The 25,553-nt window shown below is 66.4% G+C and carries 24 protein-coding genes; 13 read left to right on the forward strand and 11 right to left on the reverse strand.

Features of this window, described 5'->3' with window-relative positions:
• The first annotated feature begins 338 nt into the window (after positions 1-338).
• Positions 339-1,595 (forward strand): alpha-amylase, encoded by a 1,257-nt coding sequence (locus ACR652_RS02175; RefSeq protein WP_434504883.1) that lies wholly within the window; start codon positions 339-341, stop codon positions 1,593-1,595.
• Between the two features lie 14 nt (positions 1,596-1,609).
• Here ACR652_RS02175 and ACR652_RS02180 read toward each other — a convergent pair whose 3' ends face one another.
• Both ACR652_RS02180 and ACR652_RS02185 read right to left on the reverse strand, forming a co-directional pair.
• Positions 1,610-1,870, reverse strand: a complete 261-nt coding sequence (locus ACR652_RS02180) for a WGR domain-containing protein (RefSeq protein WP_434504884.1) — start codon at positions 1,868-1,870, stop codon at positions 1,610-1,612.
• A gap of 46 nt (positions 1,871-1,916) precedes the next feature.
• Positions 1,917-3,461, reverse strand: coding sequence for a S10 family peptidase (locus ACR652_RS02185; protein ID WP_434504885.1), 1,545 nt, complete (start codon positions 3,459-3,461; stop codon positions 1,917-1,919).
• Positions 3,462-3,654: 193 nt separating this feature from the next.
• On the opposite strand from ACR652_RS02185, the gene ACR652_RS02190 reads away from it, so the two are divergent.
• Positions 3,655-4,260 (forward strand): Hsp20/alpha crystallin family protein, encoded by a 606-nt coding sequence (locus tag ACR652_RS02190; RefSeq protein ID WP_434504886.1) that lies wholly within the window; start codon positions 3,655-3,657, stop codon positions 4,258-4,260.
• Positions 4,261-4,311: 51 nt separating this feature from the next.
• On the opposite strand, the gene ACR652_RS02195 is transcribed toward ACR652_RS02190, so the two are convergent.
• Positions 4,312-4,578, reverse strand: a complete 267-nt coding sequence (locus tag ACR652_RS02195; RefSeq protein ID WP_434504887.1) for a hypothetical protein — start codon at positions 4,576-4,578, stop codon at positions 4,312-4,314.
• A gap of 165 nt (positions 4,579-4,743) precedes the next feature.
• Between ACR652_RS02195 and ACR652_RS02200 the strand changes: the two genes are divergently transcribed.
• The 3 genes from ACR652_RS02200 to ACR652_RS02210 all read left to right on the forward strand — a co-directional run bounded on the left by ACR652_RS02200 (position 4,744) and on the right by ACR652_RS02210 (position 8,147).
• Positions 4,744-5,175: an Rrf2 family transcriptional regulator gene (locus ACR652_RS02200; RefSeq protein ID WP_434504888.1), complete on the forward strand. Its 432-nt coding sequence runs from the start codon at positions 4,744-4,746 to the stop codon at positions 5,173-5,175.
• A 205-nt stretch (positions 5,176-5,380) separates the two neighbouring features.
• Complete coding sequence (hcp, locus tag ACR652_RS02205) at positions 5,381-7,045, forward strand: hydroxylamine reductase (RefSeq protein ID WP_434504889.1); 1,665 nt, start codon at positions 5,381-5,383, stop codon at positions 7,043-7,045.
• Between the two features lie 85 nt (positions 7,046-7,130).
• Positions 7,131-8,147 (forward strand): 2Fe-2S iron-sulfur cluster-binding protein, encoded by a 1,017-nt coding sequence (locus tag ACR652_RS02210; protein ID WP_434504890.1) that lies wholly within the window; start codon positions 7,131-7,133, stop codon positions 8,145-8,147.
• 49 nt (positions 8,148-8,196) lie between these two features.
• Here the strand turns inward: ACR652_RS02210 and ACR652_RS02215 are convergent, their stop codons facing one another.
• Positions 8,197-9,249: a LysR family transcriptional regulator gene (locus ACR652_RS02215; protein ID WP_434504891.1), complete on the reverse strand. Its 1,053-nt coding sequence runs from the start codon at positions 9,247-9,249 to the stop codon at positions 8,197-8,199.
• A gap of 185 nt (positions 9,250-9,434) precedes the next feature.
• Between ACR652_RS02215 and ACR652_RS02220 the strand changes: the two genes are divergently transcribed.
• The 3 genes from ACR652_RS02220 to ACR652_RS02230 are packed head-to-tail and all read left to right on the forward strand — an operon-like array spanning position 9,435 to position 11,154.
• Positions 9,435-9,962, forward strand: a complete 528-nt coding sequence (locus ACR652_RS02220) for a hypothetical protein (RefSeq protein ID WP_434504892.1) — start codon at positions 9,435-9,437, stop codon at positions 9,960-9,962.
• A gap of 11 nt (positions 9,963-9,973) precedes the next feature.
• Positions 9,974-10,615, forward strand: a complete 642-nt coding sequence (locus ACR652_RS02225) for a GNAT family N-acetyltransferase (RefSeq protein WP_434504893.1) — start codon at positions 9,974-9,976, stop codon at positions 10,613-10,615.
• Positions 10,612-11,154, forward strand: a complete 543-nt coding sequence (locus tag ACR652_RS02230) for a hypothetical protein (RefSeq protein WP_434504894.1) — start codon at positions 10,612-10,614, stop codon at positions 11,152-11,154. The genes ACR652_RS02225 and ACR652_RS02230 overlap by 4 nt, the downstream gene beginning before the upstream one ends.
• A gap of 18 nt (positions 11,155-11,172) precedes the next feature.
• On the opposite strand, the gene rocD is transcribed toward ACR652_RS02230, so the two are convergent.
• Positions 11,173-12,390, reverse strand: a complete 1,218-nt coding sequence (rocD, locus tag ACR652_RS02235) for an ornithine--oxo-acid transaminase (protein ID WP_434504895.1) — start codon at positions 12,388-12,390, stop codon at positions 11,173-11,175.
• A 142-nt stretch (positions 12,391-12,532) separates the two neighbouring features.
• Between rocD and amaB the strand changes: the two genes are divergently transcribed.
• Together amaB and hglS are read left to right on the forward strand one after the other, a co-directional pair.
• A complete protein-coding gene (amaB, locus tag ACR652_RS02240; protein WP_434504896.1) occupies positions 12,533-14,083 on the forward strand; it encodes an L-piperidine-6-carboxylate dehydrogenase in 1,551 nt (516 codons plus the stop codon).
• Positions 14,080-15,447 carry a 2-oxoadipate dioxygenase/decarboxylase HglS gene (hglS, locus tag ACR652_RS02245; RefSeq protein ID WP_434504897.1) on the forward strand — a complete coding sequence of 456 codons (1,368 nt, stop codon included), beginning with the start codon at positions 14,080-14,082 and terminating at the stop codon, positions 15,445-15,447. Before amaB ends, hglS begins: the two co-directional genes overlap by 4 nt.
• On the opposite strand, the gene ACR652_RS02250 is transcribed toward hglS, so the two are convergent.
• Genes ACR652_RS02250 through ACR652_RS02265 form a run of 4 tightly spaced genes read right to left on the reverse strand, consistent with a single transcriptional unit; the run spans position 15,430 to position 21,507 of the window.
• Positions 15,430-17,049, reverse strand: a complete 1,620-nt coding sequence (locus ACR652_RS02250; RefSeq protein WP_434504898.1) for an adenylate/guanylate cyclase domain-containing protein — start codon at positions 17,047-17,049, stop codon at positions 15,430-15,432. The genes hglS and ACR652_RS02250 overlap by 18 nt on opposite strands.
• Before the next feature lie 7 nt (positions 17,050-17,056).
• Positions 17,057-17,431, reverse strand: a complete 375-nt coding sequence (locus tag ACR652_RS02255) for a response regulator (RefSeq protein ID WP_434504899.1) — start codon at positions 17,429-17,431, stop codon at positions 17,057-17,059.
• 17 nt (positions 17,432-17,448) lie between these two features.
• Positions 17,449-20,220 carry a response regulator gene (locus ACR652_RS02260; protein ID WP_434504900.1) on the reverse strand — a complete coding sequence of 924 codons (2,772 nt, stop codon included), beginning with the start codon at positions 20,218-20,220 and terminating at the stop codon, positions 17,449-17,451.
• A gap of 3 nt (positions 20,221-20,223) precedes the next feature.
• Positions 20,224-21,507 (reverse strand): urea ABC transporter substrate-binding protein, encoded by a 1,284-nt coding sequence (locus ACR652_RS02265; protein WP_434504901.1) that lies wholly within the window; start codon positions 21,505-21,507, stop codon positions 20,224-20,226.
• A gap of 218 nt (positions 21,508-21,725) precedes the next feature.
• Between ACR652_RS02265 and ACR652_RS02270 the strand changes: the two genes are divergently transcribed.
• Genes ACR652_RS02270 through egtD form a run of 3 tightly spaced genes read left to right on the forward strand, consistent with a single transcriptional unit; the run spans position 21,726 to position 24,378 of the window.
• Entirely contained in the window at positions 21,726-22,145 is a 420-nt protein-coding gene (locus ACR652_RS02270; protein WP_434504902.1) for a hypothetical protein, read from the forward strand.
• Positions 22,142-23,428, forward strand: coding sequence for an ergothioneine biosynthesis protein EgtB (egtB, locus tag ACR652_RS02275; RefSeq protein WP_434504903.1), 1,287 nt, complete (start codon positions 22,142-22,144; stop codon positions 23,426-23,428). Before ACR652_RS02270 ends, egtB begins: the two co-directional genes overlap by 4 nt.
• Positions 23,428-24,378, forward strand: a complete 951-nt coding sequence (gene egtD, locus ACR652_RS02280; protein ID WP_434504904.1) for an L-histidine N(alpha)-methyltransferase — start codon at positions 23,428-23,430, stop codon at positions 24,376-24,378. Before egtB ends, egtD begins: the two co-directional genes overlap by 1 nt.
• Positions 24,379-24,511: 133 nt before the next feature.
• On the opposite strand, the gene ACR652_RS02285 is transcribed toward egtD, so the two are convergent.
• Both ACR652_RS02285 and ACR652_RS02290 read right to left on the reverse strand, forming a co-directional pair.
• Entirely contained in the window at positions 24,512-24,850 is a 339-nt protein-coding gene (locus ACR652_RS02285; RefSeq protein WP_434504905.1) for an MscL family protein, read from the reverse strand.
• Between the two features lie 14 nt (positions 24,851-24,864).
• Positions 24,865-25,431 carry an HdeD family acid-resistance protein gene (locus ACR652_RS02290; RefSeq protein ID WP_434504906.1) on the reverse strand — a complete coding sequence of 189 codons (567 nt, stop codon included), beginning with the start codon at positions 25,429-25,431 and terminating at the stop codon, positions 24,865-24,867.
• Positions 25,432-25,553 lie beyond the last annotated feature (122 nt).

Genomic DNA, 25,553 nt, shown 5'->3' on the forward strand with positions numbered 1-25,553 from the left:
GCTCTCTTTTTTTGCGCCTCTCGCTTGCAAGAACGGGTCCAGCCGGGCGGGCGCCTTTCATTCCGTCGGCCCGCCGGCGCGAAGAGGTTGCAACCCGCCCAATTCCTTGTCAGCCGCAAGCCCAGAGAAATGGCAGGTCGATCCTTGCCGTGACGCTGACCAGGAGCGCGACGCCCGAATTTCCGGGCGATCACGGCGCCGCGCGCTGCTGGCTTGAGATTTGCACTAACGCTGTCGAGCCACGCCTGGCGTGGTCGACTCAAAGACGGGTCAACGCACAGCAACGCCGCTGTCCGAACTTTCCGCATCTGATGCGGAAGCTTCGGGCGGCGGCTTTTTTGTTTTGGGCTCCCGCCGAAGCGCGGGTTGCTGACGAGGGCGATCTGACGATGGAGACGACATCCTGTTGCCGGGAGGCGCGCATTCGCGCCTTCACTTTGTTGGGCGCTGCCGCCGCGTCCGCGCTGGCCATGGGCGCCGCCGGCGCTGGCGAGGCCGCGAAAAAGCCGCCCGCCGCGACCGTGACCGCGGCGGCGCCCCCGCCCCCGCCGCCTCCGCCTCCGGGACCGATCGGCGTTTTCGGACTCGACATTCCGGCGCCCGGAAAGCTCGTCCTCTCGCTCACCCCCACCTTTTCCAATCTGTCCGGCATCAAAATGGGGACGCGGACCGTCTGGAATGAATACATCGTCTCGACGGTTCCGTTTTTCCTCAATCCAAGGCAGCCGGTGCGCATCGTCCCGCAGAACATCGCGGCGCGGACCCAGATCATCGGACTCAACTACGGCGTCACCAAGGATCTCTGCATCGTGCTGAACGCCGGCATGATCGAGAAGAGTCTCGAGGCGCTCGTGTTCAAGGGTCCGACCGGCCTCCAGCAGCTCGCCAGAAACTATCCCGACACGGCGAGCCTGACCGACTTCAATCTCTCCGGCGTCTACCGCGTCTATCAGGACGAGATCAACCGCATTCAGCTTTCGCTCGGCCTGTCCTTTCCGACCGGATCGAACCACGCGACCTTCAACAATTTCGTGCTGCCGAACGGCGTGCCCGCCGACATCCGCGCCTTCTACGGCATGCAGCTTGGAACCGGCACCTACGACATCATGCCGGGAATTGTCTATGCGGGCTATATCGGCCCCTGGTCGTGGGGCCTCTCCTATCGCGGCCGCTTTCCGCTCGGACCCAATCCGGAGGGATACACATGGGCCACGATCCCGGAGCTGGCGCCATGGGGCGGCGCGAGCCTCAATCCCAGGGGCTACATGTGGGGCAATCTGCACGAACTGAACGGCTGGGGCGGCTACACATGGATTCCGGGCGTGACGACGACCTTCCGGGTGAGCGCCACGATGCAGGGCGCGATCCGCGGCTGGGACCCGGAGATCAGAGGCGCGGCGGTTCCCACCAATCCGCTGTTCTACGGCGGGCAGCGCGTCGAACTCTTCGGCGGCGCCACGATCAGCGGCAAATTCATCGGTTACGAAAACTGGACCCTTGGCGTGGAAGCGGGTCTGCCGGTCTATCAAAACCTCAATGGCCCGCAGATCATGAAGAACTGGCAGGCAGGCATGCAACTCAAGGTGAAGATCTGACTCGACGGAGCGCTCTATGGCGCGACGCTCACGTAACCGCGTCGCGTCTTGCGGCGCAGGCGCCGGCGCAGCGCGTCCATCGCCTGCGCCGCGCTGTCGTAGCGTTCGGCGGCGACCTGCCCGCGCGCGCCGATGCGCCCCCATCGCCGCAGCAGCAGAAAGCCGCCGAAGAGATCGGCCACGATGTCGAGACTGTAGAAGCGGCGCATGTTGCGCGACGCGTCGACGCGGCGCAGATGCACGTGGACCGGCGCGTCGGAGGAAGGCTCCTGCATGCGCGAGAGTCTAACCCCGCGTTGAATCCCACGGCAAGAGGGCGCGTCACGGACGTTCGAGAAACGCCCGCGCCGCGTCGCGCATGGCCTTGCGCGACTCGTCTTCGAGATAGGGCATGTGTCCGCCGCGCAGCGCGAGGAGGCTCACGCGGCCCGGATCGCCCAGCGCCGGGAGCTGATCGAGCAGCAGCCTGGTCGCGAAATAGGGCGTGACGAGATCATAAAGGCCGTGCAGGACGATGACGCGCAGGCGCGGATCGAGCGCCAGCGCCCCGCGCAAGGGCGAGATCACATCGGCGCCGGCGCGCCCGCCGTGGCCGTAGTCCCAGCGATGCGCCAGGTCGCTGTTGAGAATGGTGTAGCGCGCGTCGCCGATGGGCCATTGCAGCTTTTCGAGCATCAGGCGCGTCATCGCGGCGCCGAGCGGCGCGCGCCAGCTTTCCAGCACCGGATCGGCCCAGTCGGACTCCGGCGAGAAGGGCGTCGGATCGTAGCGCGAGACCTCTCCGTCATAGACGCTGAGCACGCGGCCCTTGTCGCGCAGGCGCTCGCGGGCGAAGGTCTTGGGATCAACGCGCGCGCCCAGCCGCGCGACGAGCGCCGGATCGAGCCCGGTCAGCTCCGCCACTTTCGCGCTCATGCGCGAGATTGCCGCCGCATCCTTCTCGCCCTTGAGATAATCGGTCACGAAGTCGCCGGCGGCATAGGCCTCGGCGTCGGCGAGCGCGGCGCGGTCGGCGGCGTTGCGGGCGATGGCCGCGAAGGAGGGCAGCAGCGCGGCGCGCCAAAGCGGATGACGCTCGCCCTGCAACAGTCCGAAATCGAGGACCGGCGAGATCAGGACGAGACCGCTGACGCCGACGCTCTCCCGCTCGCGCAGCGCGTCGAGAAGCTTGACGCAGCGAAAGCCGCCATAGCTTTCGCCGACGAGATATTTCGGCGAGGCGAGCCGGCCCCGCGCCGTCAGCCATTTGCGCACCACGACCGCCAGCGCGTCGGCGTCGCCTTCGGCAGAGAAGAAGCGCTTCTTCACATCGTCGCTGTCGGTGAGGATCTTGCTGAAGCCGGTGCCCGGCGGATCGATGAAGACGAGATCGACGAAGGGAAGCCAGCTCTCGGCGTTGTCGACGATGATCGGCGGCAGGGAGGGCGAGAGCGTGTCGCGCGTCACGCGCAGCCGGAACGGCGAGAGCGCGCCCAGTTGAAGCCAGGCCGAGCCCGCGCCGGGGCCGCCGTTGAACACGAAGGCGACCGGGCGCGTCGCCGCGTCGGCGCCGTTGCGCTCATAGGAAACGAAGGCCACGTCGGCCTGCGGCGCCTCGGTCTGCGCATCGCGCAACCGCAAGGCGCCGGCGCGGGCGGTGAAGGCGATCTTGTCTCCGTCGATCGCAAGCGTGTGGCTTGTGACGGCCTCGGCGGGAAGGCCGCGCGCATGCTCCTCGGCGCCCTTGCGGGTTTCCTCGCCGCCCTTGCGAGTCTCTTCCGCGCCCTTGCGGGTCTCGTCGCCGCCCTTGCGCGCGTCCTCCGCGGCGGCGGGCGCTGCCGCGCAGAACAGCAGGATGAGCGCCGCGAGCGCCTGTCGCACAGCCATGGTGAAAACCCCTTGCAAGAACCGCCGGCGTCGGCCTGACTGGCTATATAGCGCCCTGCCGCGCGGATGAGAGGCGCGGGCGCGGAACCGACGCGGCGCGACGCCCGCCTCGCGCTTGAAGCCTCTGATCCGCAGACAATATGCCGCGACAAGGCGCTTTTGTCGCGAAGCGCCGTTTTCATGGAGTCGAACGATGAAACTACCGAGCCTTTGGTCAGGCGGCGGCCGGGGCGCGCCCGGCGCCTGGTCGCGCGGTCAGGGCCTCCTTCCGCAGGCCTTCTGGTCGATGGAAAGCGAACTCGGGGACATGCTGCGCGCCTTCGATCGCCTGCCCTCGCTGCGCGGCGCGGCGGGCGTTCCCAAGGTCAGCGTCTCCGAGAGCCGCGACGCCTTCGACATCGCGGTGGAGCTGCCGGGCGTCGACGAGACCGACATCCGGCTCAATGTCGAGGACAATCAGCTCGTCATCTCCGGCGAGAAGCGCGAGGAGAGCCAGAGGGACGAGCGCGACTGGCATGTGGAGGAGCGCAGCTACGGCTCCTTCTACCGCGCCATTCCCCTGCCCTTCCGGCCCGAGGAACAGGGCGTCGAAGCGGTCCTCGACCGGGGCGTGCTGACGATCAGGGTGAAAAAGCCGGCCGAGGCGCAGCAGCGCGGGCCACGCAGCGTCGAAATCCGGCGGGGCGCGGCGCCGGGCCAGAGCCAGCAGGCCGCGCAGGAGGCGCCGGCTGGGTCGCAGGCCAACGCGCAGCCGACTTCCGCCACGCCGCGGCCGGATCAGCCGAAAGCGGCCGAGTGACGGGAACACAATCGCCGGGGCGCGCCTCGCGCGCCCCGGGCCAGGAGCGGCTCACCAGCCGTAATATCCGCCATAGGCGCCGTAGCGCGGATAGCCATAGCCATAGCCGTAAGCAGGGTAGGCGTAGCCGTAGTAACGCGGCTGGCTCGCCATGGCCCCGACCGCCGCGCCCAGCGCCATGCCGCCAATGGCCGCTCCGGCGATCGCCCCCGCGCTCGGGCCGGAGCGGTAGTAATAGCCCGCCGAAGCGGGGGTCGTCGCGCTCGCGAGGGTCAGCGCCGCAATCGAGCCGGCAAGGATGGCGCGGAAGGTGGTCATTGCTCTCTCCATTGAACTGCTCTGTCGATGGAGTGGACGCTACCAAACGAGGCGCCGCCTGCATGTGCGGTTCAGCACATGATGCGCGGCCAGGGGCGCAGGCGCGGCCGGGGAGGACGTAAAGACGCATTCTGAAATCCGATTTTTTGTGATAAGGGTTCGTTCATGCGTCTGACGAATTTCACCGACTTTGGCTTGCGCGCCCTCATTCTCCTTGCCGACCGCAATGGGGAGACGCTGTCCGCGACCGAGATCGCCGAACATTTCAGGGTTTCGCGCCACCACATGGCCAAGGTGCTTCAGGAGTTGACGGCGGCGGGCTATCTCGTGGCCGTGCGCGGCGCCCAGGGCGGCGTCCGGCTCGCCCGCGACCCCCGCGACATCCGCATCGGCGATGTGGTGCGGCGGCTCGACGATCAGCCGCTGGTCGAATGTTTCAGCGCCGAAGGCAGCGATTGCGCGCTGCTGCCGCGCTGCCGCCTCAAGGGCATGCTCGGCCGCGCCCATATGGGCTTCCTGCGCGAGCTCGACCGCTTCACCCTCGCCGACTGCCTCGAAAAGCCGACGTCACTCCCGGCGCTCGATCTCGCCGAATGACCCGCTGAGGCGCGCTTTTCCAAAAGACATGAATGCCCGCGTCTCGCGCGCGCCCCGCTTGCGGGAAAGCGTTCGCGAGGGCTCGTCCCTGCGTCAAACTGAAGCCCCTCTCCCAGGCGGCTTGACTTTCCCGCCGTTAAATACGCATTCTAGATACCGATTTCGGCGCCGCTCATGCGCCGGGGCGAGAAGCGAGGGAGTCGCAATGTTCTGTTATCAATGCGAGCAAACCTACCGGTCAGAGGAAGGGCTCGGCTGCGCGAGCGCGAAGGGCATGTGCGGCAAGGACGCCGCCACCGCCGATCTTCAGGACATCCTGCTGCATGTCTGCGAGGGGATCGGCCAATATCTGCGCCGCGCGCGCGATCTCGGCGCCACCGACGCGGAGGCCGATCGCTTCCTGCTGTTCGCCTTCTTCACCACGCTCACCAATGTGAATTTCAACGCGGCGCGCTTCGTCGAGCTGATCGCGCAGGCGGCCGCGATCCGCGACCGCGCCCGGGCGCTCTATGAACGGGCGGCGAAAGACCACGCGCGTCTGCCCGAGACGCTGCATGGCGCCGCCGCCTTCGTTCCGGCGACGGACATGACCGGCCTTCTGGCGCAGGCTGGAGACGCGGCGATCAAGAAGGACGTCGCGCGGATCGGCGAGGACGTCGTGGGGCTGCGCGCGCTGGTGCTCTACGGGCTGAAGGGCGTTTGCGCCTATGCGCATCACGCCCGCGTGCTGGGCGAGGAGCGCGACGCGATCTACGCGGCGGTCGAACATGCGCTCGATCTCCTCGCCAGCGAGCCGGAGGAGCTCGCGCCGCTGCTCGACGAGGCGCTGGCGCTCGGCCACGCCAATTTCCTCGCCATGGAGGCGCTCGACGCGGCGAACACCGGCGCCTTCGGCATGCCGGAGCCGTCGAGCGTGCGCGTGACGCCGGTCAGGGGCAAGGCGATCCTCGTCTCCGGCCACGACATGAAGGACCTGCACGCCATTCTCGAAGCCACCGCCGGCAAGGGGATCAACGTCTATACGCATGGCGAGCTGCTGCCGGCGCATTCCTATCCGAAGCTGAAAGCCTATCCGCATCTCGTCGGCAATTACGGCGGCGCCTGGCAGGATCAGCAGAAGGACTTCGCCGAATTCCCCGGCCCGATCGTCATGACCTCCAATTGTCTGATCGAGCCGCAGGCGCGCTATCGCGGGCGCATCTTCACCGCCGGGCCGGTCGGCTGGGCGGGACTGCGCCACATCGCCAACGACGACTTCGCGCAGGTCGTTCAGGCCGCGCTCGCGCTGCCGGGCTTCGCCGCCGACGCGGAGGAGAAGCGCATCACCATCGGCTTCGGCCGCGCGGCGGTGCTCGGCGTCGCCGACAAGGTCATCGACGCGGTGAAGAGCGGCGCCATCCGGCACTTCTTCCTGATCGGCGGATGCGACGGCGCGGCGCCGGGCCGCAACTATTATTCCGACTTCGCCGAGAAGACGCCGCAGGACACGGTGATCCTGACGCTGGGCTGCGGCAAGTACCGCTTCAACACGCATGACTTCGGAACCGTCGGCGGCCTGCCGCGCCTGCTCGACATGGGACAGTGCAACGACGCCTATTCGGCGCTCGTCGTCGCGACGAAACTCTCGGAGGCCTTCGGCGTCGGCGTCAATGAACTGCCGCTGTCGCTGATCGTCTCCTGGTTCGAGCAGAAGGCGGCCGCGGTGCTGCTGACGCTGCTGGCGCTGGGCGTGCGCAATGTGCGGCTCGGTCCGACGCTGCCCGCCTTCCTCACGCCGGCGCTGGTCAATGTGCTTGTCGAGCAGTTCGGCGTTCTGCCGGTCGGCGACGCAGAAGCGGACATCGAGGCGGCGCTCGGCCGCGCGGCCTGACGCGGTCTCTCGAAAGGGACGACGCTTGCAAACCGGAGGCGCCCGCCATCGCGGGCGCCCCACAGCCTGTGCGGGACAACACGACATGTTCAAGGTCAGTCTGCTGACGCGCGACGGCGCCGCCATCGCCTTCACGGCGGAGCCGGATGAGACGCTGCTCGACGCCGCCGAACGCGCGCAGATCTATCCGCCCTCGTCCTGCCGTCAGGGCGGCTGCGGCGCCTGCCGCGTCGGAGTCGCCTCCGGCGAGGCGCTTCTCGAAACCTTCAGCGACGCGGCGATGAGCGCGGCGGAGCGCGAGGCGGGCGACATTCTGCTCTGCCGCGCCCATGCGCGCAGCGATCTGTCGCTGACGGCGCCCTTCGATCAGGCCGCGATCGGCTTCGCGCCGACGCCCGCGCGGCGCGCGACCATCGTCGAATTGGGTCCGGCGGGCTCCGCCGCCATGCGTCTGGTCCTGCGCTATGACGACGATCCCGAATTCGGCTGCGCCGCGCAATTCGTGGCCGGCCAGTTCGCGGAGCTCGAACTTCCAGGCGAAAGCGTCACGCGCGCCTATTCGATCGCCTGCGCGCCCAATTGGGACGGCGTGCTGGAATTCCTCATTCGCCTCCAGCCCGGCGGCCTCTTCTCGTCCTGGCTGACGGAGCGCGCGGCGATCGGCGACGCCCTGATCGTGCATGGCCCGAAGGGGCAGTTCACGCTCGATGACGCCAGCGCGGCGCCGCGCTGGTTCGTCGCCGGCGGCACGGGCCTCGCGCCGGCGCTGTCGATGCTCCGGCAGATGGCGGAATTCGGCGACGCGCGGCCCTGCCGGCTGTTCTTCGGCGTCAATCGCGTCGACGAATTCTTCGCGCTCGACGCCATCGAGGCGCTGCGCGCGCTGCTGCCGCAACTCGCCGTCACGCTCTGCGTCTGGAAAGCGGACGCCGCATGGACCGGACTGACGGGCACGCCGGCGCAGGCGCTCGCCGAGGCGCCGCAACAGCCGGACGTCTATGTCTGCGGTCCGCCCGCGCTGATCGTCGCGACGGAGGCCGCCGCCGCCGCTGCCGGGATCGCGCCCGAGCGCGTGTTCAGCGAGCGCTTCGCTCCGGCCTGAGGGCGTCAGGCGTAGCGGAAGGCGAGCGTATAGGCGCGAAGCCGGCCGGTCATTCGATCGGCTCCTCGTCGACGCTCGCGACGGCGACGCGCGGCGCGGGGCGCAGGCTTGTTCCGGTCAGATGCGAGGCGCCGAAATTGATCGCCGAATAGATGCGCTCGCGCGCGGTGCGGCCGGTATCGCCCATCGACCGCATGAGATCGACGGGATGAATGAACTCGTCGCGGAAGCAGGGATAGAAGCGCGGATCGAAGATGCGCTTGAGCCACTCGATCACGCGCATGTGCCGCTCGGACTTCTTCAGATCGGGATGATAGATCATGAAAATGTCGAGGCTGTATTCGACGCCCATGTCCACCGGCACCAGTTGCGGACAGAAGTTCAGCGCATAGCTCGGCAGCACGCCAATGCCCGCGCCAAGCTCGACCGCGTAGAGAACGGCCGAGCTCGCATTGGTGCGGATGCCGACGATGCCCGAGAGATCGTCGACGCTCAGCGCGCGCTTCATCACCTCTTCGTCGAGCAGGGGCGACGCCTGCTCCACGAAACGGTGCTCGACCGCCTCCGCGAGCGATTTCGGAACGCCGAACCTGTTGCGATAATCGGCGGAAACGAAGGGATAGGTGTGCAGCCGGCCAAGCTTGACGATCTTGAGATCGGCGGCGGCCGGGCGGTGAAACTGAATCGCGATGTCGGCCTCGAGCCTCGAAACGTCCGCCTCCTGCATGGAGGCGCGAAAGTCGATCGTCAGCAGATTATTGGCGCGCTGCCAGTCGATGAGCTTGGGGAGAATCCAATAGGTGCCGAGACCCTCGGTGACGGCGAGGCGGATGAGTCCGCGCAGATCGCCGGCATGTGAGAGACGCGAGATGTTCTGCGTCGCGCGCATCATCGACGCGACTTCCTCGAACACCGAAAGGCCGAACGGCGTCAGCTTGACGCCATTCTTGTAGCGCACCAGCAGCCTGTGGCCGAGCTGTTCCTCGAGACGATCCATCCGTCGCGTGACGGTCGCCGAGTCGACGCCAAGTTCAATCGCCGCCTTCCTGAGGCTGCCGGCCTCGGCGCAAGCAAAGAACAGACGGCAATCGTCCCAATTCATCTTCGATCCTGCTCGCGGAGCCAGAGCAGAGCGCTGCAAAATCGCAGCACATCTATGCCTAATCTCCTGCATACTCCCGCCTAGGGCAAGCCTAGTTTGATGGCGCTTGTCAGAAATCAAGGAGATGACGGATGCAACTCGGCTCAGCGCCAAGCTTGCGAGGGCGACGGCGAGACCTTGACGATTTGGGCGCCTCGCGCGGCCCGACCGTTCGCGCCGCCGCGCGGGAGGAAATTCCCGCCCTGCTCTCCTTCACCCGCCAAAAGCTTCCGCACAGCACGGTTCAGTTGCAGGTCGTGGAGCGCATTCATCAGTGGAACGAGGAAACCTTTCTGGTCGTGGACGGCGCGGAGGCGCCGGCCGGCGTCGCGGCGCTGCTTCTGCTCAATTCCAGGGGACTGGACGCGCTTCTCACCGGCGGCTTCTCATTCGATCGCCCGGACCTGCGTCATCTCGCGCGTAGCGGCGAAGCGCCGGCGGGGATTTATGTCTGGGCGCTGTGCATGACGGGCCGCGCCGTGGCCGCGCTCTGGGCGATCATGGACTGGTCCAAACAGCGCGGACGCGAGCATGCGCATCTTTACGCGCGTCCCGGCACGCCCGAGGGCGAGCGGTTCATGCGACATGGCGGGTTCCGGCCCATCACTTGCGGACAGCCGGATTTGTGGCGCTACGAGCGCCGTCATGACGATCGCCTGACCGGGGCGGCTTGAGGACAACTGTAATGATGACACGGGCGGAATGTGTTCACGGGACGGCGGGGTATCCGTCTCGCAGCAACCGACGCGGCTATGTCCGCATCGGGCGCGGCTTCGATGATCTGGCCATGGTCTACGCCTTGCGCGCGGCGGTCTATCTGGCCGAGCAGGATTGTCCCTACCGCGAGGAATTCGACGGCAACGACGCCTGCTCCACGCATTTCATCGGCTTCGTGGGGGACGAGCCGGCAGGCGTTCTGCGGGCGCGTTATTTCGCGGATTTCGTCAAGCTCGAACGGCTCGCGGTGCTCAAGCGGTTCCGCCGCTCCACCATCGCCTTCGATCTGGTGCGCGAAGGCATCTCCTTCGCCCGCCGCAAGGGATTTCAACGTATCTACGGCCATTCGCGCGAAGGTCTGGAGCCGTTCTGGGCGCGCTTCGGCGCGAGGCCCTTCGACGACGGGCGCACGATCGAATTTTCCGACTGCCGTTACACGGAAATGGTGATCGAGCTGACGCCAGACCCCGACGCCATCACTCTGAACAGCGGCGGACAGGTCATCATCCGCCCCGAGGGCGACTGGGATCGGCCCGGCGTTCTGGAACAGTCGGAGACGAGAGGCTCGACCTACCGGGCGGGCAACGCCGTGAAGACGCGCGCGCCATGACCATGCGCGACGCTGTCTCCGAACCCGAATGGTGTCTCGCCGAAGCGGCCGTGCTTGTGTGCATCGCCGCGTCCCGCTTCGGCGCACCGCTTCCCCTCTCCTTCACCATGACGCTGGTGGAGCTGTGGCGCTCGCGCAACTGGCCGGTCGTTCACTTCCTCCCCGATCCGGCGCTCGATCAGGACGCGCCGGCGGAGACCGCGCTCATTCAGCCGGGCTCGCTCTGGTTCGAAAGCGACACGGCGTCAATCTGGAGCTGCGCGCGCTTTCGCGAATATCACCGCGACCAGGGCTCGCCGCCGCTCGTTCTCATCGGCGGCGATCTCGACCGCAGCATGATCGCGGTCGCGGCCGGCGCCGCCGAGCGGCGCACGCCGGCCGTGTTCCTGCCAGATACGGCGGGCGTCACGCTGAAGTCGACGCGCGACAGGGTCTCGCGCGAGCGCGCCATCAGTTGCGTGCGCCATTTCGCGGTGGAGGCCTCGCTGCATGTGCTGATGACGCAACTCGTCAGCACGCGCAGGACGCTGCGCCGCTGACGGCGTGAGCGCTCGCGCTCAGGCCGCGCTCTGCCCTGAATGATTTCGCGCAATTTCCGCGAGCGTCTCCTCGAGACGATCGAGCGCGATGTCGAGGTCGTCTGTGGAAATCACCAGCGGCGGCGCGAGGCGCACGACCGTGCGATGGGTGGCGGTGGAGAGGACGCCCTTTTCGAGCAGGCGTTCGCAGGCCTCGCGCGCGCTGGCGTAGCGCGGATCAATGTCCGCGCCCGCCCACAGGCCGAGTCCGCGCACCGCCGCGAGGGCGGGCGAGCGCATGGCGGAGAGACGGCGCATCATATGCGCGCCAAGCGTTCGGCTGCGCTCCACCAGTCCTTCGTCTTCGATCACCTGCAACGCTTCGAGGCCGACGGCGGCGGCGAGCGCATTGCCGCCGAAGGTCGAGCCATGCGAGCCGGGCGTGAACACGTCCATCACCTCACGGCGCGCGACAAGGGCCGACACGGGCAGGACGCCGCCGCCGAGCGCCTTGCCGAGCGTCACGGCGTCGGGCAGGATTCCCTCGTGCTGGAACGCGAACCATTCGCCGGTGCGGCCCAGTCCCGACTGGATTTCATCCACGATCAGCAGCAGCCCGCGCTCGTCGCACAGACGCCGAAGTCCCGCGAGCCATCCCTTCGGCGGAATGATGACGCCGGCTTCGCCCTGGATTGGCTCGACCATCACGGCGACCGTCTTCGGCGTCACCGCCGCCGCGGCGGCGGCGAGATCGCCAAAGGGAATGGCGCGAAATCCCGGCGTGAAGGGACCGAAGCCCTCGCGATACTCCGCCTCGGCCGAGAAGCTGATGATCGTGGTCGTGCGCCCATGAAAATTGCCGGAAGCGATGATGATTTCGGGATCGTCGAGTCCCTTCGCGCGCAGGCCCCAGCGCCGCGCCGCCTTGATCGCCGTTTCGACCGCCTCGGCGCCCGTGTTCATGGGCAGCGCCACATCGAGCCCGACATGTTTGCACAGGCTTTCGAGGAAGGGTCCGAGCCGGTCGTTGTAGAAGGCGCGCGACGGCACGGCGAGGCGCGCGGCCTGTCGCGCGAGCGTCGCGACGATGCGCGGATGCGCATGGCCATGCGAGACGGCCGAATAGGCGCTCATCATGTCGATGTAGCGCCGGCCGGACACGTCCCAGAGATACGCGCCCTCGCCACGCGTCAGCATTACCGGCAAAGGGTCGTAGTTTCTTGCGCAGAAGGGGTTTTCGAAGGCCGGGCAACCCATGAATGACTGTCTCGCTCTTTCCCCGACCCTCTGGTCTCTTACTTCTCATGGCGCGACGCCGCGCTTCTCCTTCATCTAGGAGCGGCGCGCGACGCGACCACCCGCTGCGCGTGCGGACGCCGGGATTGCAAAAGGACAGCGCATGACCGCTTCGACCCTTCCCCCGCCGGCACAGGAAACGCGCGGGCTGCTGCTCGAGCTCGGGATCGACGCCGCCGCCGCGCAGGACGGCGATCTGCCGGTGCGCTCTCCCATCACCGGCGAGACGATCGCACGCGTGCGGTCCGCCGACCGCGCCGCGGCGACGCAGGCGATCGCCGAGGCCGACGCGGCCTTTCGCATCTGGCGCGACACGCCCGCGCCGCGACGCGGCGAACTCGTGCGCCTGTTCGCGGCCGAGCTGCGCGACGCCAAGCAAACGCTGGCGCGGCTCATCACTCTGGAAGCCGGCAAGGTCGTTTCGGAAAGTCTCGGGGAAGTGCAGGAGATGATCGACATCTGCGACTTCGCGGTTGGTCTCTCGCGTCAGCTTCACGGCCTGACGATCGCCTCGGAGCGCCCAGGCCACAGGATGATGGAAAGCTGGCATCCGCTCGGCGTCGTCGGCGTCATCACCGCGTTCAACTTCCCGGCCGCGGTGTGGGCGTGGAACGCCGCGCTGGCGCTCGTCTGCGGCGACGCGCTGGTGTGGAAGCCGTCGGAAAAGACGCCGCTCACCGCGCTGGCGACGCAGGCGTTGCTGATGCGCGCGGCGGCGCGCTTCCAGCACGCGCCGGACGGGCTGTCGCAACTCATCATCGGCGGCAGGGACGCCGCCGCGCCGCTCGTCGAGGATCACCGCGTCCGGCTCGTTTCCGCCACGGGCTCCACCGCCATGGGACGCGCCGTCGCGCCGCAACTCGCGCAACGCTTCGCGCGCGCGCTGCTCGAACTCGGCGGCAACAACGCCGCCATCGTCTGCCCCTCGGCGTCGCTCCCGCTCGCGGCGCGCGCCATCGCCTTCGCCGCCATGGGCACGGCGGGACAGCGCTGCACCACGCTGCGCCGTCTCTTCGTGCATGAAGACATTTACGCGCCGCTGCTCGAAACGCTTCGCGCCGCCTATGCGAGCGCGCCCGTCGGCGATCCGCGCGCGCCGGGAACGCTGATCGGGCCGTTGATCGACCGCGCCGCGCATGACGCCATGCAGGCCGCGCTCGCCGAGGCGCGCAGCGAGCACGCCGTCGTGACCGGCGGCGAGCGCCTCTTCGCCGAGGATCATCCCGACGCCTGTTACGTCCGGCCGGCGCTCGTCGAACTCGCCCGACAGTCTGAGATCGCAAGGCGCGAAACCTTCGCGCCGATCCTCTATGCCATTCCCTATCGGGAGTTCGACGAAGCGATACGCCAGCACAATGACGTCGCCCACGGCCTGTCCTCGTCGATCTTCACCAATGATCTGCGCGAGGCGGAACTGTTTCTCTCCGCGCGCGGCTCCGATTGCGGCATCGCGAATGTGAACATCGGCCCTTCCGGCGCCGAGATCGGCGGCGCCTTCGGCGGCGAAAAGGACAGCGGCGGCGGCCGCGAGGCCGGTTCGGATTGCTGGCGGGCCTATATGCGTCGCGCCACCAACACCATCAATTTCTCATCGGATCTGCCCCTGGCGCAGGGGGTCGCATTCGATCTGTTCGGCAAGGGCGCCGCGCCATGATCTCTCCCGACAGGCTCCGCGAAAAATTCGCGCGCGCGCTCTCCGACATGTATCAGTCGGAGGCGCCGCGCTACCGCGCGCTCGTCGCGCTCGTCGCATCCGTCAACAGCGAGACGCTGCGCGCGCGGCCTGATCTGCGCGCGGCGCTCGAAAGCAGCGGCGAATGCGAGCGCCTCGCCCTCGTGCGTCACGGCGCCGTGCGCGTCGGGACGGCCGCCGAGCTTTCGACCCTGCGGCGCCTGTTCGCGGCGATGGGCATGGCGCCCGTCGGCTATTACGATCTCTCCGCCGTCGGGCTTCCTGTCCATTCCACGGCGTTTCGGCCGCTGAGCGAGGAGGCGCTGCGGCAGGCGCCGTTCCGCGTCTTCACCTCGCTCCTGCGCGTCGATCTCATCGCGGATGAGACGCTGCGCCATGAGGTCGAGGCCATTCTCGCCCGCCGCACCATTCTCTCGCCAGCCTGCGAAACATTGCTCGATCGTCTCGATGACGCTGGCGGACTTGCCGACGCGCAAGCGGACGACTTTGTTTCCGCGGCTCTGGAGACCTTCCGGTTCCACCCCAGAGCAAGCGTCCCCATGGCGGTCTATCGCAGGCTCCACGCGGCGCATCCGCTCATCGCCGACATTGTGTGTTTTCGTGGACCCCACATCAATCATCTGACGCTCTCGACGCTCGACATCGACGCCGTGCAGCGCGAGATGCTGGCGCAGGGTCTGGAGCCCAAGCAGACCGTCGAGGGGCCGCCGGCGCGGCGCAACCCGATCCTGCTGCGTCAGACGAGCTTCAAGGCGGTCGCCGAGCCGATCTGCTTCAGCGCGCCCGATGAAGACGCGACGGCCCTGCATTGCGCGCGCTTTGGCGAAGTGGAGCAGCGCGGCGCGGCGCTGACCGCGAAGGGACGCGCCCTCTATGATCGCCTGCTCGAACGCGCTCTCGCCGCCCCCGGCGCGCAGGCGCTGCCTGACAGCTTCAGGGAGTTTCCGGACGACATCGACGCGATGCGGCGCGAGGGTCTCGCCTTCTTTCGCTACGCGCCGACCGCCAAAGGGCTGGCGCGCGCCGGCGGGCTCGCGCCGGCGGCTTGCGTGGAGGATTTGCTGAGTTGCGGCGCGCTCGCGGCCGAGCCGATCACTTATGAAGATTTTCTGCCGGTGAGCGCCGCCGGCATCTTCCGCTCCAATCTCGGCGATGTTGCGCAGGCGGGCGATCTGGCGCGCGGCGGCCGCGCGGTTTTCGAAGAGGCGCTTGGATCAGAGGTCCTCGACGCGACGGCGCTCTATGAGCGCGACGCGAGCGCGTCGCTTGCCGCGAGTCTCGCGTCGCTGGGAGCGTCGCTCTCGCGCTCACCTCCTGTGCGCTAGAAAATAGGTCTCGATCGAGCCCTTGCCCTTCAGCTCGACGCCGCCGCGCGGCTCCAGCACGAAGTCGTCGCGCAGTCGCTCACAGGTCGTTTGCGAAACCTGAATGCGGCCCGGCAGGCCCGTGGATTCGAGGCGGCTCGCGACATTCACGGCGTCGCCCCAGATATCGTAGATGAACTTGTGCGTGCCGATCACGCCGGCGACGACATCGCCCGAATTGATGCCGATTCTGATTTCGAGCTGCGCCGGCAGCTCCTCGTTGAGACGCGCGAGCGTCTCGATCATCGCCATCGCCATCCGCGCCACGGCGTGGGCGTGATCCTCACGATGACCGAACAGGCCGCAGGCGACCATATAGGCGTCGCCGATGGTCTTGATCTTCTCCACGCCATGTTCGAGCGCAATGGCGTCGAAGGCCGAAAACACCCGGCCCAGCACGCTGACCAGTTCTGGCGCCGGCAATCTGGAGGAGAGTTCTGTGAAACCGACGAAGTCGGCGAACAGGATCGTCACATTGCCGAGCTGATCGGCGATGAGCGACTCCCCGCCCTTCAGCCGATCGACGATCGGCGCCGGCAGGATATTGAGCAGAAGATGCTCCGAGCGCTCCTTTTCGATGCGCAGCGCCTCCAGCGCCGCGCGTTCGCGATCGCGCAGACGTTTCTTCTCCAGAGACGACCCGATGCGCGCGCGCAGCAGCACGGGATCGAAGGGCTTGGCGAGATAATCCTCCGCCCCCGCTTCGATGCATCGCACGATGGAGTCGAGCTCGTTCAGGGCCGAAATCACGATGACGGGAATGTCGCTCAAGGCGGGATCGGCCTTGAGAGTCGAGAGAACGTCGAAGCCGCTGATGTCGGGCATCAGCAGATCGAGCAGGATGAGATCGAATGGCGCCTCCCTGACCATAGCGAGCGCGCGCGACCCGCCTTCCGCCAGCGAAACCGAGTGGCCCTGCCGTTCGAGACGGCGCCGCAGAAGATCGCGATTGGACGCATTGTCGTCGACGACCAGAATATGACTCGGCAGCGATGCGGCGTCCTCGCCGTCGCGCTTCGAGATCGGCTGCACGGATGCGACGAAACGATGCGCGACCCTGGCCGAGAGCGTCTGCGCGCCGCTGTCCGCATCGGGCCGCGCCTCCTCGTCGGCGAGCGAAAAACTCACCAGCCCGTCGATTCCGTCAAGCAGGCGCGACGCCTCCGCGAGCAGCTGATCGAGGTCCGCGACCAGCGCCGCCGCATCGTCCAGCGCCGCGGCGTCTTCGCGCAGCATTTCGCCATAGCCCTTGATCGCGTTGATCGGCGTGCGCAGGTCGTGCCGCAGGCGCCGCCGATACTCGCCGGACTCCACGTCGTCCCCATGCGCCTCGCGCGCGCGGGACGGGCTGACGAGGGACGCGATGAGATCGGAGAGCGCGCGGCTGGCGTTGTGAATCCGGTCGAGATCGTCGCGAAACGTCGCATAGGCGCTCTTCTGCGCTTCCTCCAGCAACAGCTCGACATAGCCCGCGATGGCGATGGCGGGCGCGCTGAGTTCCTGCTGAACATAGGCGATCAGCGCGCGATCGGTCCTGCCGGCGGATGAGGATGCGTCAGGCATGGCGGCGTCACTGCGCGCGGGAGTCGAGCAAGGCCGTGATCTTGCCGAGCAGCCGCGTGATTTCGACCGGCTTGGTGTCATAGTCCTCGCAGCCGGCCTCGATGGCCTTCTCACGATCGCCCGCCATCGCATGGGCGGTCAGGGCGATCACCGGAATCCCGCGCGTCGCGTCGTTCTCCTTGACGCGGCGCGTCGCCTCCCAGCCGTCGATCACCGGCAGGCTCATGTCCATCAGGATGAGGTCGGGCGTCTCCGACACGGCCATGTCGACGCCCTGCTGTCCGTCCACCGCGATGACGACCTCATAGCCGTTGCGCTTGAGACGCCGGGACAGCATGTCCCGGTTCATCTCATTGTCCTCGACAAGCAGAATCTTGACCACGTGACAAACCTCCACAATCAGTTGGTCTCAACGGCCGCGCGCGATTCGTCGATCGTGAGAGAGTGACGCATGATCCCGACCAGTTCTTCAAGATAGTCGTGATCCTTGGTGATGATCTCGGCGCGAAGCTCGTGGAGCTTCTTGATATCCTCGTCGGTCAGCTCCTTCGCGGTGACGATGATGACGGGCAGCCGGTCATAGGCGTGATCCTTGCGCAGCTCGCGCAGAAAGCCGAAGCCATCGAGATGCGGCATCATCAGATCGAGAAGGACGAGATCGGGCGCCGGATGCGCGGCGAGCCAGTCGAGCCCGTCCCGCCCGTTCACGGCGGCGTCGGCCTGATAGCCGATGGCCGCCACGGAGCGACACAGCAGCTCGCGCGTCGCGGGATCGTCCTCGACGACGAGCACCCGCCGATCCTTCGAGCCGCCACAATAAGCGTCCAGCAGGGCCGTCAGGCGCTGGCGATCGATGGGCTTGGGAAGCAGCTCCGCCGCGCCGAGCGGAATCGCCAGCCCGCGCTCGTTGAGGATCGTCACCATGATGACGGGGATCATGCGCAGCTCCGGGTCTTCCTTGAGCTGCTTGAGCACGCCCCAACCGTCGAGCTGCGGCATCATCACGTCGAGCGTGATCGCCTGCGGCCTGTATTGTCGCGCCATCGCCAGCGCCTCCAGCCCGTTGCGCGCGGTGATGACGCGATAGCCCCTGTTTTCCAGCGTGCGCGTCAGCAGATCGCGCGCCGTCCCGTCATCGTCGACGACGAGGATCGTTGCGTGGGAGAGCGAGGCGTCTGGCTCCGCCTTGCGCTTCTCTTCGGCGCGCCGCTGATCCGGCAGAGTGATGGTGAAGGTCGAGCCCTTGCCGGGCGCGCTCTCCACGGCAATGTCTCCGCCCAGAGCGGTGCAGAAATGCCTTGTGATCGCCAGCCCCAATCCCGTGCCGCCAAAGCGCTTGGTGGTCGAGGCGTCGGCCTGGGTGAAGGCCTGGAAGAGCCTGCCGAGCTGTTCCTCCGTCATGCCGAGGCCGGTGTCGGAGACGCAAAACGTCACGGCGCCCTGCGCGTCGCGCGCGACGCTCAGCCGGACATGGCCGTTGCTGGTGAACTTGTTGGCGTTGCTCATGAGGTTGAGCAGGCACTGCTTGACTTTCGTTTCATCGGAAGAAAACACGCCCGCGTCGTCCGGGCAGCTCAGCTCCAGCGCGTTGCCGTTCTTCTCGGCCAGCGGGTGCACGATGGAGACGACTTCCCGCACCAGCGGCGCGACGTCGATCGTCTCGATGAACACTTCCATCTTGCCGGCCTCGATCTTCGAGAGATCGAGAATGTCGTTGATCAGTCCGAGCAGATGCCGTCCCGCGCTTTCGATCTTCTTCAAATCATCGATGGGCTCCTCGTCGCCCTTGTCGAGCGCGTCTTCCTGAAGCATCTCGCTGTAGCCGATGATGGCGTTGAGCGGCGTGCGCAATTCGTGGCTCATATTGGCGAGAAAGGCGCTCTTCGTCTTGCTTGCCTCCTCGGCCGCCACCCGCGCGATCGACAATTCCTCATTGGCGAGCTGAAGCTCGCGCGTGCGGGCGCGGATCTTGTCCTCCATGGAGCCGTAAAGCTCGCGCAGCTCCACGGTCATGGAGCGGATCGCCGTCAGCAGATGGCCCGTCTCGTCGCGGCTCCTGATTTCGAACTTCACGTCGAGATTGCCGCCGGCGACGGTCTCCGCCACGCCGACGGCGGTCTTGATCGGCTTCGTGATCGTGCGCGCCACGGCCATGGCGAGAACGATGATCGGCGGGATCATGAACAGCAGCAGCCAGAGCGTCGCGTCTCTCTGGGCGCGGATCAGCGCAAAGGCCTCCGAGGTTTGCTGCTGCACGACCATGCCCCATCGAAACGAGGGCACATAGGTCCATGAGGCGACGACGGGCCTGTGTTCGCGATCGTCGAAGAGACCGGAGCCATGAACGCCCGCGAGCGCTTTCGCGAGAACGGGAAAGGCGCCGCTGGCGAGCGGCGTGCGAATGCTGAAGGGCTTCGAGGCGTCATGTCGCAACGGGTTGACGACGACCATCTGACCCGGATCGAGCCGGGCGGCGACGAGCACTTCCCCGGTTTCGCCGAGACCGGTGTAATCGTTGATCGCGCCATAAAGCTCCTCATTCTTGAGCCGGAAGACGACGACGGCGATCACCACGCCATGATCGAGAACCGGCCCGGCGATGAAGGCCGCCGGCTCGTCGAGTCCCGGATAGATTTCGAAGGCGGAGATTTCGGCCTGGAGCAGCGTGCGCGCGCGGTCGATCGTCTCGGAGAGATTGGTCGCCGGTTGCGCGCCCTTCAGCAGATTCGTCTTGAAAACCTGCGTTCCCGCCTGATCGAACAGCGTCTCGCCGGCGGGCGAGATCAGCGCGCAATCGACATAGTTGAATGTGTCCGCGATCTGGCCGAGCGCGGGGCCGTGCTTCGCGACGGCCTGACGATAGACGTCCGAGTCCCTGCCCTGCGCGCCGATGGCGTCGGAGAGATCGCGCACCGCCTCGCTGATCGAGGGACTGTGCATGAGCGATTCGACGCTTCTGATCTTTTCGAGCGTCAGATTCTCCAGTTGCTCCACCTTCTTCTTGGCGACGACCTGGAGCGAGGTTTGCACGGTCTGTTCGAGCGAGCCGCGCGAAATGTCATAGGTGCGCCACGCCAGCAGGGCGCAGGAAACGACGTTGATCGCAAGAAACCAGAAGATGATCTTGGCTCCGATGGAGCCGCGCAGCGGATTGAGGCGCAACAGTTTCATGGATCAGTTGACCTCCGTGGGATTCGCCCAGCGGCCGCCCCAGCGCTTGTACATGGCGGCGAGGAAGGCGTCCCATTCCGCCTTGGTGCGATAGGGAGGATAGGGAACCGGACGGATCGGATGGTTCACGGTCCAGACGAGTTCGATCTGCCCATCGGGACGAATCTTGCCGATGGAGAAGGAGCGCCAGCTATGCTGCGTATAGGGATCGACCGAGACCAGCCCCTCCGGCGCGTCGAGCGTTTCGGTCAGCATCGTCGTCTTGACGCGCTGCACGTCGAGCGACTGCACCTCCTGCACCGCCTTCGCCCACAGGCGCACGCTGAAATAGGAGGTGGCGATCACATCGCTGGTGACGCGGTTCTCCCCGTATTTCGCCCGGAAAGCGCGAATGAATCGCTCGTTTTCCGCTGTCTTGATCGACTCGAAATAATTCCAGGCGCTGTAATGACCCTGAAGGCTGGCGATCGGCAGGCTGCGCAGCTCCTCCTCTCCGATGCTGACGGAGACAACGGGAAGTTTCTGCGCGGTCAATCCGGCGTCGGTCAGCGCCTGATAGAAAGCCTTGTTGGAATCGCCGACGACCGAGCTGATCACCACATCCGGCCGCGCGGCCTTTATTCTCTCCACCGCGCCGGCGACGTTCGAGCTGCCAAAGAAGATGTAATCCTCGCCGACGAGATCCGCGCCGAGCGCGCGGATCGTATCCTTCATGATTTCATTGATGCTGTGCGGCCAGACATAATCGGAGCCGATGAGATAGAAGCGCTTGCCGATGTGGTCGAGACTCCATTTGACCGCCGGAATTACCTGCTGGTTGGGAGCCGCGCCGGTGTAGATGATGTTGGGAGACTGTTCGAGACCCTCATAGGCCATCGGATAGATCATCAACTGACCGTATTTCTCGATCACGGGCGCGACGGTCTTGCGGCTTGCCGAGGTCCAGCATCCGACGATCACCGAGACGTTTTCCTGCGTGATGAGGCGCTCGGCCTCCTTGGCGAAGGTCGGCCAGTCGGACTTTCCATCCGCGATGACGGGTTCGATCCTGCGGCCGAGCAGGCCGCCACTGGCGTTGAGTTCGTCGATCGCCAGCAGTTCCGCGTCGACCATCGAATTCTCGCTGATCGCCATGGGGCCGGAGCGCGAGTGCAGAATGCCGACCTTGATCGGCGCGGCCTGCGAAAACAACGGAAGCGCCGTCGCCGTCGCCGCCACGAGCGCCGCCGCAACGACGATCGCCGCGCCCGCCGTCTTCCAGGCGCTGTCAAAAGCCTTGAGGGCCATGTTCTGTTTCCTGCTTTCCAGTTGTTGCGACTGGTCGCGACCGAGCTTGCGCCATCGTATGCGATTGCAAGCCCGCGTTCCAGACAAGCGCATCCGGTTTTTGAATGCTTGAGCTGAAGCATATTCCACAAGATGACAACCCGGCCGCGGGCGCTACATCATCCCTTGCCTGACGCCATGCGCCCGGGACGCGCTCTCGCGAAGACAAGGGGAAGGACATGCCATCGACGTCGACGCCGCGCGATATGTCGGTCTCGAAAACCATCGCCGCCCTGCTCGGGCCGACGCTCGTCGCCACGGCGCTGATGCTTCTCGTCAATCTCGGCGACATGCCGGCGATGATCGACGAACTGTCCCGCAGCCCAATGCTGATCATTCTCGCCGGCTACGCCGCTTTCACGCCGGGGCTCGCCATTGTCTATTTCCACAATCGCTGGGAGGGCGGCTGGCCCGTGCTCATCACCCTGATCGGTTGGCTGTCGGTGATCGTCGGGCTGATCCGCATGGTCTTTCCCGTGCAACTGGCGCGGATCATGACGCATGCCGGCCCTTCTCTGCACAGTGTGCTTCCCATCGTCGGAGCGATCTTCCTGCTGATCGGCGGCGTGCTGTGCGTGAAGGGATACGGACGCGAATGACGCCGCGCGCGCCCGCCCCTGCTGAAGCATCTAGACAGCGGCTCGGCGCGCGCCTGCGCGAGACGCGCAACCTCTCCATGGCGCTGATCGCGCCGCTCGGCGCCGAGGACATGGCGGTGCAGGCGATGGACGACGCCAGCCCGACGAAATGGCATCTCGCCCATACGAGCTGGTTCTTCGAAACCTTCGTGCTGGCGCCGCATCTGCCCGGCTATCAGATGTTCGACGCGGCCTTCGCCTATTGCTTCAACTCCTATTACGAGTCGCTTGGCGCGCGTCACGCCAGACCGAAACGCGGCCTGCTCACGCGCCCGCCGCTCGACCGGATCATCGCCTATCGCGCGCATGTGGACGCGGCGCTTGCTCGGCTGATCGCCGGAGATGGCGCGCCCTGTTCCGCCTGGGCGGGTGTCGCCGAAACCGGGCTGCATCACGAGCAGCAGCATCAGGAGTTGATGCTCACGGATATTCTCGCGCTGTTCGCGGCGAATCCGCTCCGCCCGGCCTATCGCGCCCCGCCGCCGCGCGCGCCCAGCGCTCCGCGCGCGCCTGTCCGCTGGGTCGATTTCGACGGCGGAATCTTTCAGATCGGCGATGCGGGCGACAGCTTCGCATGGGACAATGAACGTCCCCGTCACGGCGTGCTGTTGCGCCCTTTTTGCCTCGCGGATCGTCTGGTCGCCAATGCGGAATGGGTCGATTTCATTGACGACCATGGCTATGAGACGCCGCTTCTGTGGCTGTCGGACGGCTGGGCGGCCGTGCAGCGCGAAGGCTGGCGCGCGCCGCTCTATTGGGAGTCGCACGATCATGCGTGGTTTGAAATGTCGCTCGACGGTTTGCAGCCGCTCGATCCCGAAGCGCCTGTCGCGCATGTGAGCTATTACGAAGCCGACGCCTTCGCGCGCTGGGCGGGCAAAAGATTGCCGCTCGAAGCCGAATGGGAGATCGCGGCGGGACCATCCTCACGAGACGGGAACAGTCTCGCCACGGGCGCATTGCGTCCACGGCCGGCGTCGACCGAACGGCCGGGCATGCTGCGTCAGATGTTCGGCGATGTCTGGGAATGGACGCAGAGCGCCTATCTGCCCTATCCGGGTTATGTCGCTCCCAAGGGCGCGCTGGGCGAATATAATGGGAAGTTCATGGTCAATCAGCATGTGCTGCGCGGAGGCTCCTGCGTGACGCCGGCAGGCCATGTTCGCGCCACCTCCCGCAACTTCTTCTATCCGCATCAGCGCTGGCAATTCACCGGCCTGCGCCTCGCCTCGGAGGCTTGCTGATGACGGCGTCACGCGCGGCGGCGCGCGCCTCGCCGAACGACGATTTCCTCGCGAGCGTGCTGGAGGGGTTGTCGCGGCCGTGCAAGAGCCTGCCGTGCCGCTTCCTCTACGACGAAACCGGGAGCGCGCTGTTCGAGGAGATTACGCGGCAGCCGGAGTATTACCTCACCCGCGTCGAGACCGCCCTTCTCGACGCGCATGCGGCGCGCATGCTCGGCGCGGAAACGGTTCTCGTCGAATTCGGCTCGGGCGCGAGCGTGAAGACGGAAATTCTCCTGCGCCAAGCGCGCGGGCTGTACGCCTATGCGCCAGTCGATATCTGCGAAAGCTTTCTGGCCGCTTCGGCGCGACGTCTGCAAGGGCGGTTTCCCGATCTGCCCATCCGGCCGCTGCCGGCTGATTTTTCACATCCGATCCATCTTCCCGCCGATCTCGCGGAACGCGGGAAACTCGGATTTTTTCTCGGCTCGACGATCGGCAATTTCGCGCCGCCCGAAGCGATGCGGCTGCTGCGCGCCATGCGCGAGACGCTCGCGCCGCAGGGACGGCTGATCGTCGGCGTCGATCTCAGGAAAGACGCCCGGCGGCTTCTCGCCGCCTATGATGACGCGCAGGGCGTCACCGCCGCGTTCAACCTCAATCTGCTGTCGCGCATCAACAGGGAAATCGACGCCGATTTCGATCTTTCCGCTTTCCGTCATCAGGCGATCTACGACGCCGACGAGGGCCGCGTCGAAATGCGTCTGGTCAGTTTGAGGGATCAGCGGGCGCGGGTGCGCGACAGCCGGTTCGACTTCGCGCGCGGTGAAACGATCCACACCGAGAACGCTTACAAATTCACGATTGACGCGTTTCGCGACATCGCGCGCCCGGCGGGCTGGACGCCCGGGCGCGTCTGGACGGACGAGCTGAGGCTGTTCAGCATCCACGAATTGCATGCGTCGCTTTGAAGCCGATGTAGCCCATCCTGCGGCGCGATCCCCATACCTCCCCTTCACGGGGAGGTCGGCGGTCGAAGACCGCCGGGTGGGGTTCAGGCCGCAACGTCCATGATGGGGCCTGACCACAAACACCGCCTCAATGTCACCCGGCGTTCTTCTCCTTGCGCAGGCCGCTCACGACGAGGCCGACGAGCGTCGCCACGATGATGAAATAGACCAGCGCGATGATGAACTGACCATAGCCGATGACCGCCCCGATCTTGCGCGCCTCCTCATAGGTCATGTCGCTGTGCGTGCCGGGAACGAGCGGGATGAAATAATTCGCCATGTCGCGGCCGGCGCCGAAGAAATGGCTGATCAGCGGCGTCACGATGTCGATGACGACCGAATCCACCAGCTTGACGATCGCCGCCGCCAGAATGACCGCCAGCACGATGTCGAGCGCCTGGGACGTCGCGAGATAAGCCTTCAGACTGCGCATGTGATGTCTCCAACTCACGCCGAAATGGCGCGCAGGCTCAGCCCGAGCGCGATGATGGCGCAGCCCTTGAACAGCATGTCGACGCCGATGAAGGTTCCGATCGCCCACAGGCCCGTCAGCGGCCAGCCCGCGAGCAACAGCGCGCCGAGCCCCAGATTGATCAGCCCTTCCGCAACATAAATCCACAGATTGTCGACATGGCCGGCGTGCGCGAACCAGATCGTCAGCACGCCGGAGATGAGGAAATAGACCGCCGCCATCAGGGTGATCGCTTCAGCGCCCGCCGCCGGACGCAGCAGCATGATGAGCCCCACGAGGCCGATCAGCATGGCCCACAGCACATGCACGAAATATTCCGTCCAGAAGCCCGCGAGCGTCACCGAAAAGCCGAGCACCGCCGCCGCGCTGACGAGCGTCAGCAGGCCGAGGAGGCGCACATAGAGGATCGTCGCCGCGCCCGCCTTCCAGATCGCGACAATGCCGAGCAGGGCGATGACGAGGCCGAGCGCGATGGGCCATCCCCAATGCACCGCCAGAACGTCCGGGGCCTCCAGCATGAACATGTCAAATTGCTTCTGCATCTGTCTCTCCACTCAATCCGACGGGCGCCCCGCAGCGGGGCTGCCATTGCCGCTGCAATTGCGGGACCATCGCCCGCGCCGCCCGCGCCCGCAAGCAGGAGCCTTGCCGCGAAAAAGCAAAA

It is taken from the genome of Methylocystis sp., from assembly GCF_051061225.1.
In the GTDB taxonomy this organism is placed as follows: domain Bacteria; phylum Pseudomonadota; class Alphaproteobacteria; order Rhizobiales; family Beijerinckiaceae; genus Methylocystis.

Bases quoted from the DNA above. Each gene is read 5' to 3' on its own strand.
- ACR652_RS02180 (WP_434504884.1), bottom strand. From the start codon at position 1,870: ATGCAGGAGCCTTCCTCCGACGCGCCGGTCCACGTGCATCTGCGCCGC.
- ACR652_RS02185 (WP_434504885.1), bottom strand. From the start codon at position 3,461: ATGGCTGTGCGACAGGCGCTCGCGGCGCTCATCCTGCTGTTCTGCGCG.
- ACR652_RS02190 (WP_434504886.1), top strand. From the start codon at position 3,655: ATGAAACTACCGAGCCTTTGGTCAGGCGGCGGCCGGGGCGCGCCCGGC.
- ACR652_RS02195 (WP_434504887.1), bottom strand. From the start codon at position 4,578: ATGACCACCTTCCGCGCCATCCTTGCCGGCTCGATTGCGGCGCTGACC.
- ACR652_RS02200 (WP_434504888.1), top strand. From the start codon at position 4,744: ATGCGTCTGACGAATTTCACCGACTTTGGCTTGCGCGCCCTCATTCTC.
- hcp (WP_434504889.1), top strand. From the start codon at position 5,381: ATGTTCTGTTATCAATGCGAGCAAACCTACCGGTCAGAGGAAGGGCTC.
- ACR652_RS02210 (WP_434504890.1), top strand. From the start codon at position 7,131: ATGTTCAAGGTCAGTCTGCTGACGCGCGACGGCGCCGCCATCGCCTTC.
- ACR652_RS02215 (WP_434504891.1), bottom strand. From the start codon at position 9,249: ATGAATTGGGACGATTGCCGTCTGTTCTTTGCTTGCGCCGAGGCCGGC.
- ACR652_RS02225 (WP_434504893.1), top strand. From the start codon at position 9,974: ATGATGACACGGGCGGAATGTGTTCACGGGACGGCGGGGTATCCGTCT.
- ACR652_RS02230 (WP_434504894.1), top strand. From the start codon at position 10,612: ATGACCATGCGCGACGCTGTCTCCGAACCCGAATGGTGTCTCGCCGAA.
- rocD (WP_434504895.1), bottom strand. From the start codon at position 12,390: ATGGGTTGCCCGGCCTTCGAAAACCCCTTCTGCGCAAGAAACTACGAC.
- amaB (WP_434504896.1), top strand. From the start codon at position 12,533: ATGACCGCTTCGACCCTTCCCCCGCCGGCACAGGAAACGCGCGGGCTG.
- hglS (WP_434504897.1), top strand. From the start codon at position 14,080: ATGATCTCTCCCGACAGGCTCCGCGAAAAATTCGCGCGCGCGCTCTCC.
- ACR652_RS02250 (WP_434504898.1), bottom strand. From the start codon at position 17,049: ATGCCTGACGCATCCTCATCCGCCGGCAGGACCGATCGCGCGCTGATC.
- ACR652_RS02260 (WP_434504900.1), bottom strand. From the start codon at position 20,220: ATGAAACTGTTGCGCCTCAATCCGCTGCGCGGCTCCATCGGAGCCAAG.
- ACR652_RS02265 (WP_434504901.1), bottom strand. From the start codon at position 21,507: ATGGCCCTCAAGGCTTTTGACAGCGCCTGGAAGACGGCGGGCGCGGCG.
- ACR652_RS02270 (WP_434504902.1), top strand. From the start codon at position 21,726: ATGCCATCGACGTCGACGCCGCGCGATATGTCGGTCTCGAAAACCATC.
- egtB (WP_434504903.1), top strand. From the start codon at position 22,142: ATGACGCCGCGCGCGCCCGCCCCTGCTGAAGCATCTAGACAGCGGCTC.
- egtD (WP_434504904.1), top strand. From the start codon at position 23,428: ATGACGGCGTCACGCGCGGCGGCGCGCGCCTCGCCGAACGACGATTTC.
- ACR652_RS02285 (WP_434504905.1), bottom strand. From the start codon at position 24,850: ATGCGCAGTCTGAAGGCTTATCTCGCGACGTCCCAGGCGCTCGACATC.
- ACR652_RS02290 (WP_434504906.1), bottom strand. From the start codon at position 25,431: ATGCAGAAGCAATTTGACATGTTCATGCTGGAGGCCCCGGACGTTCTG.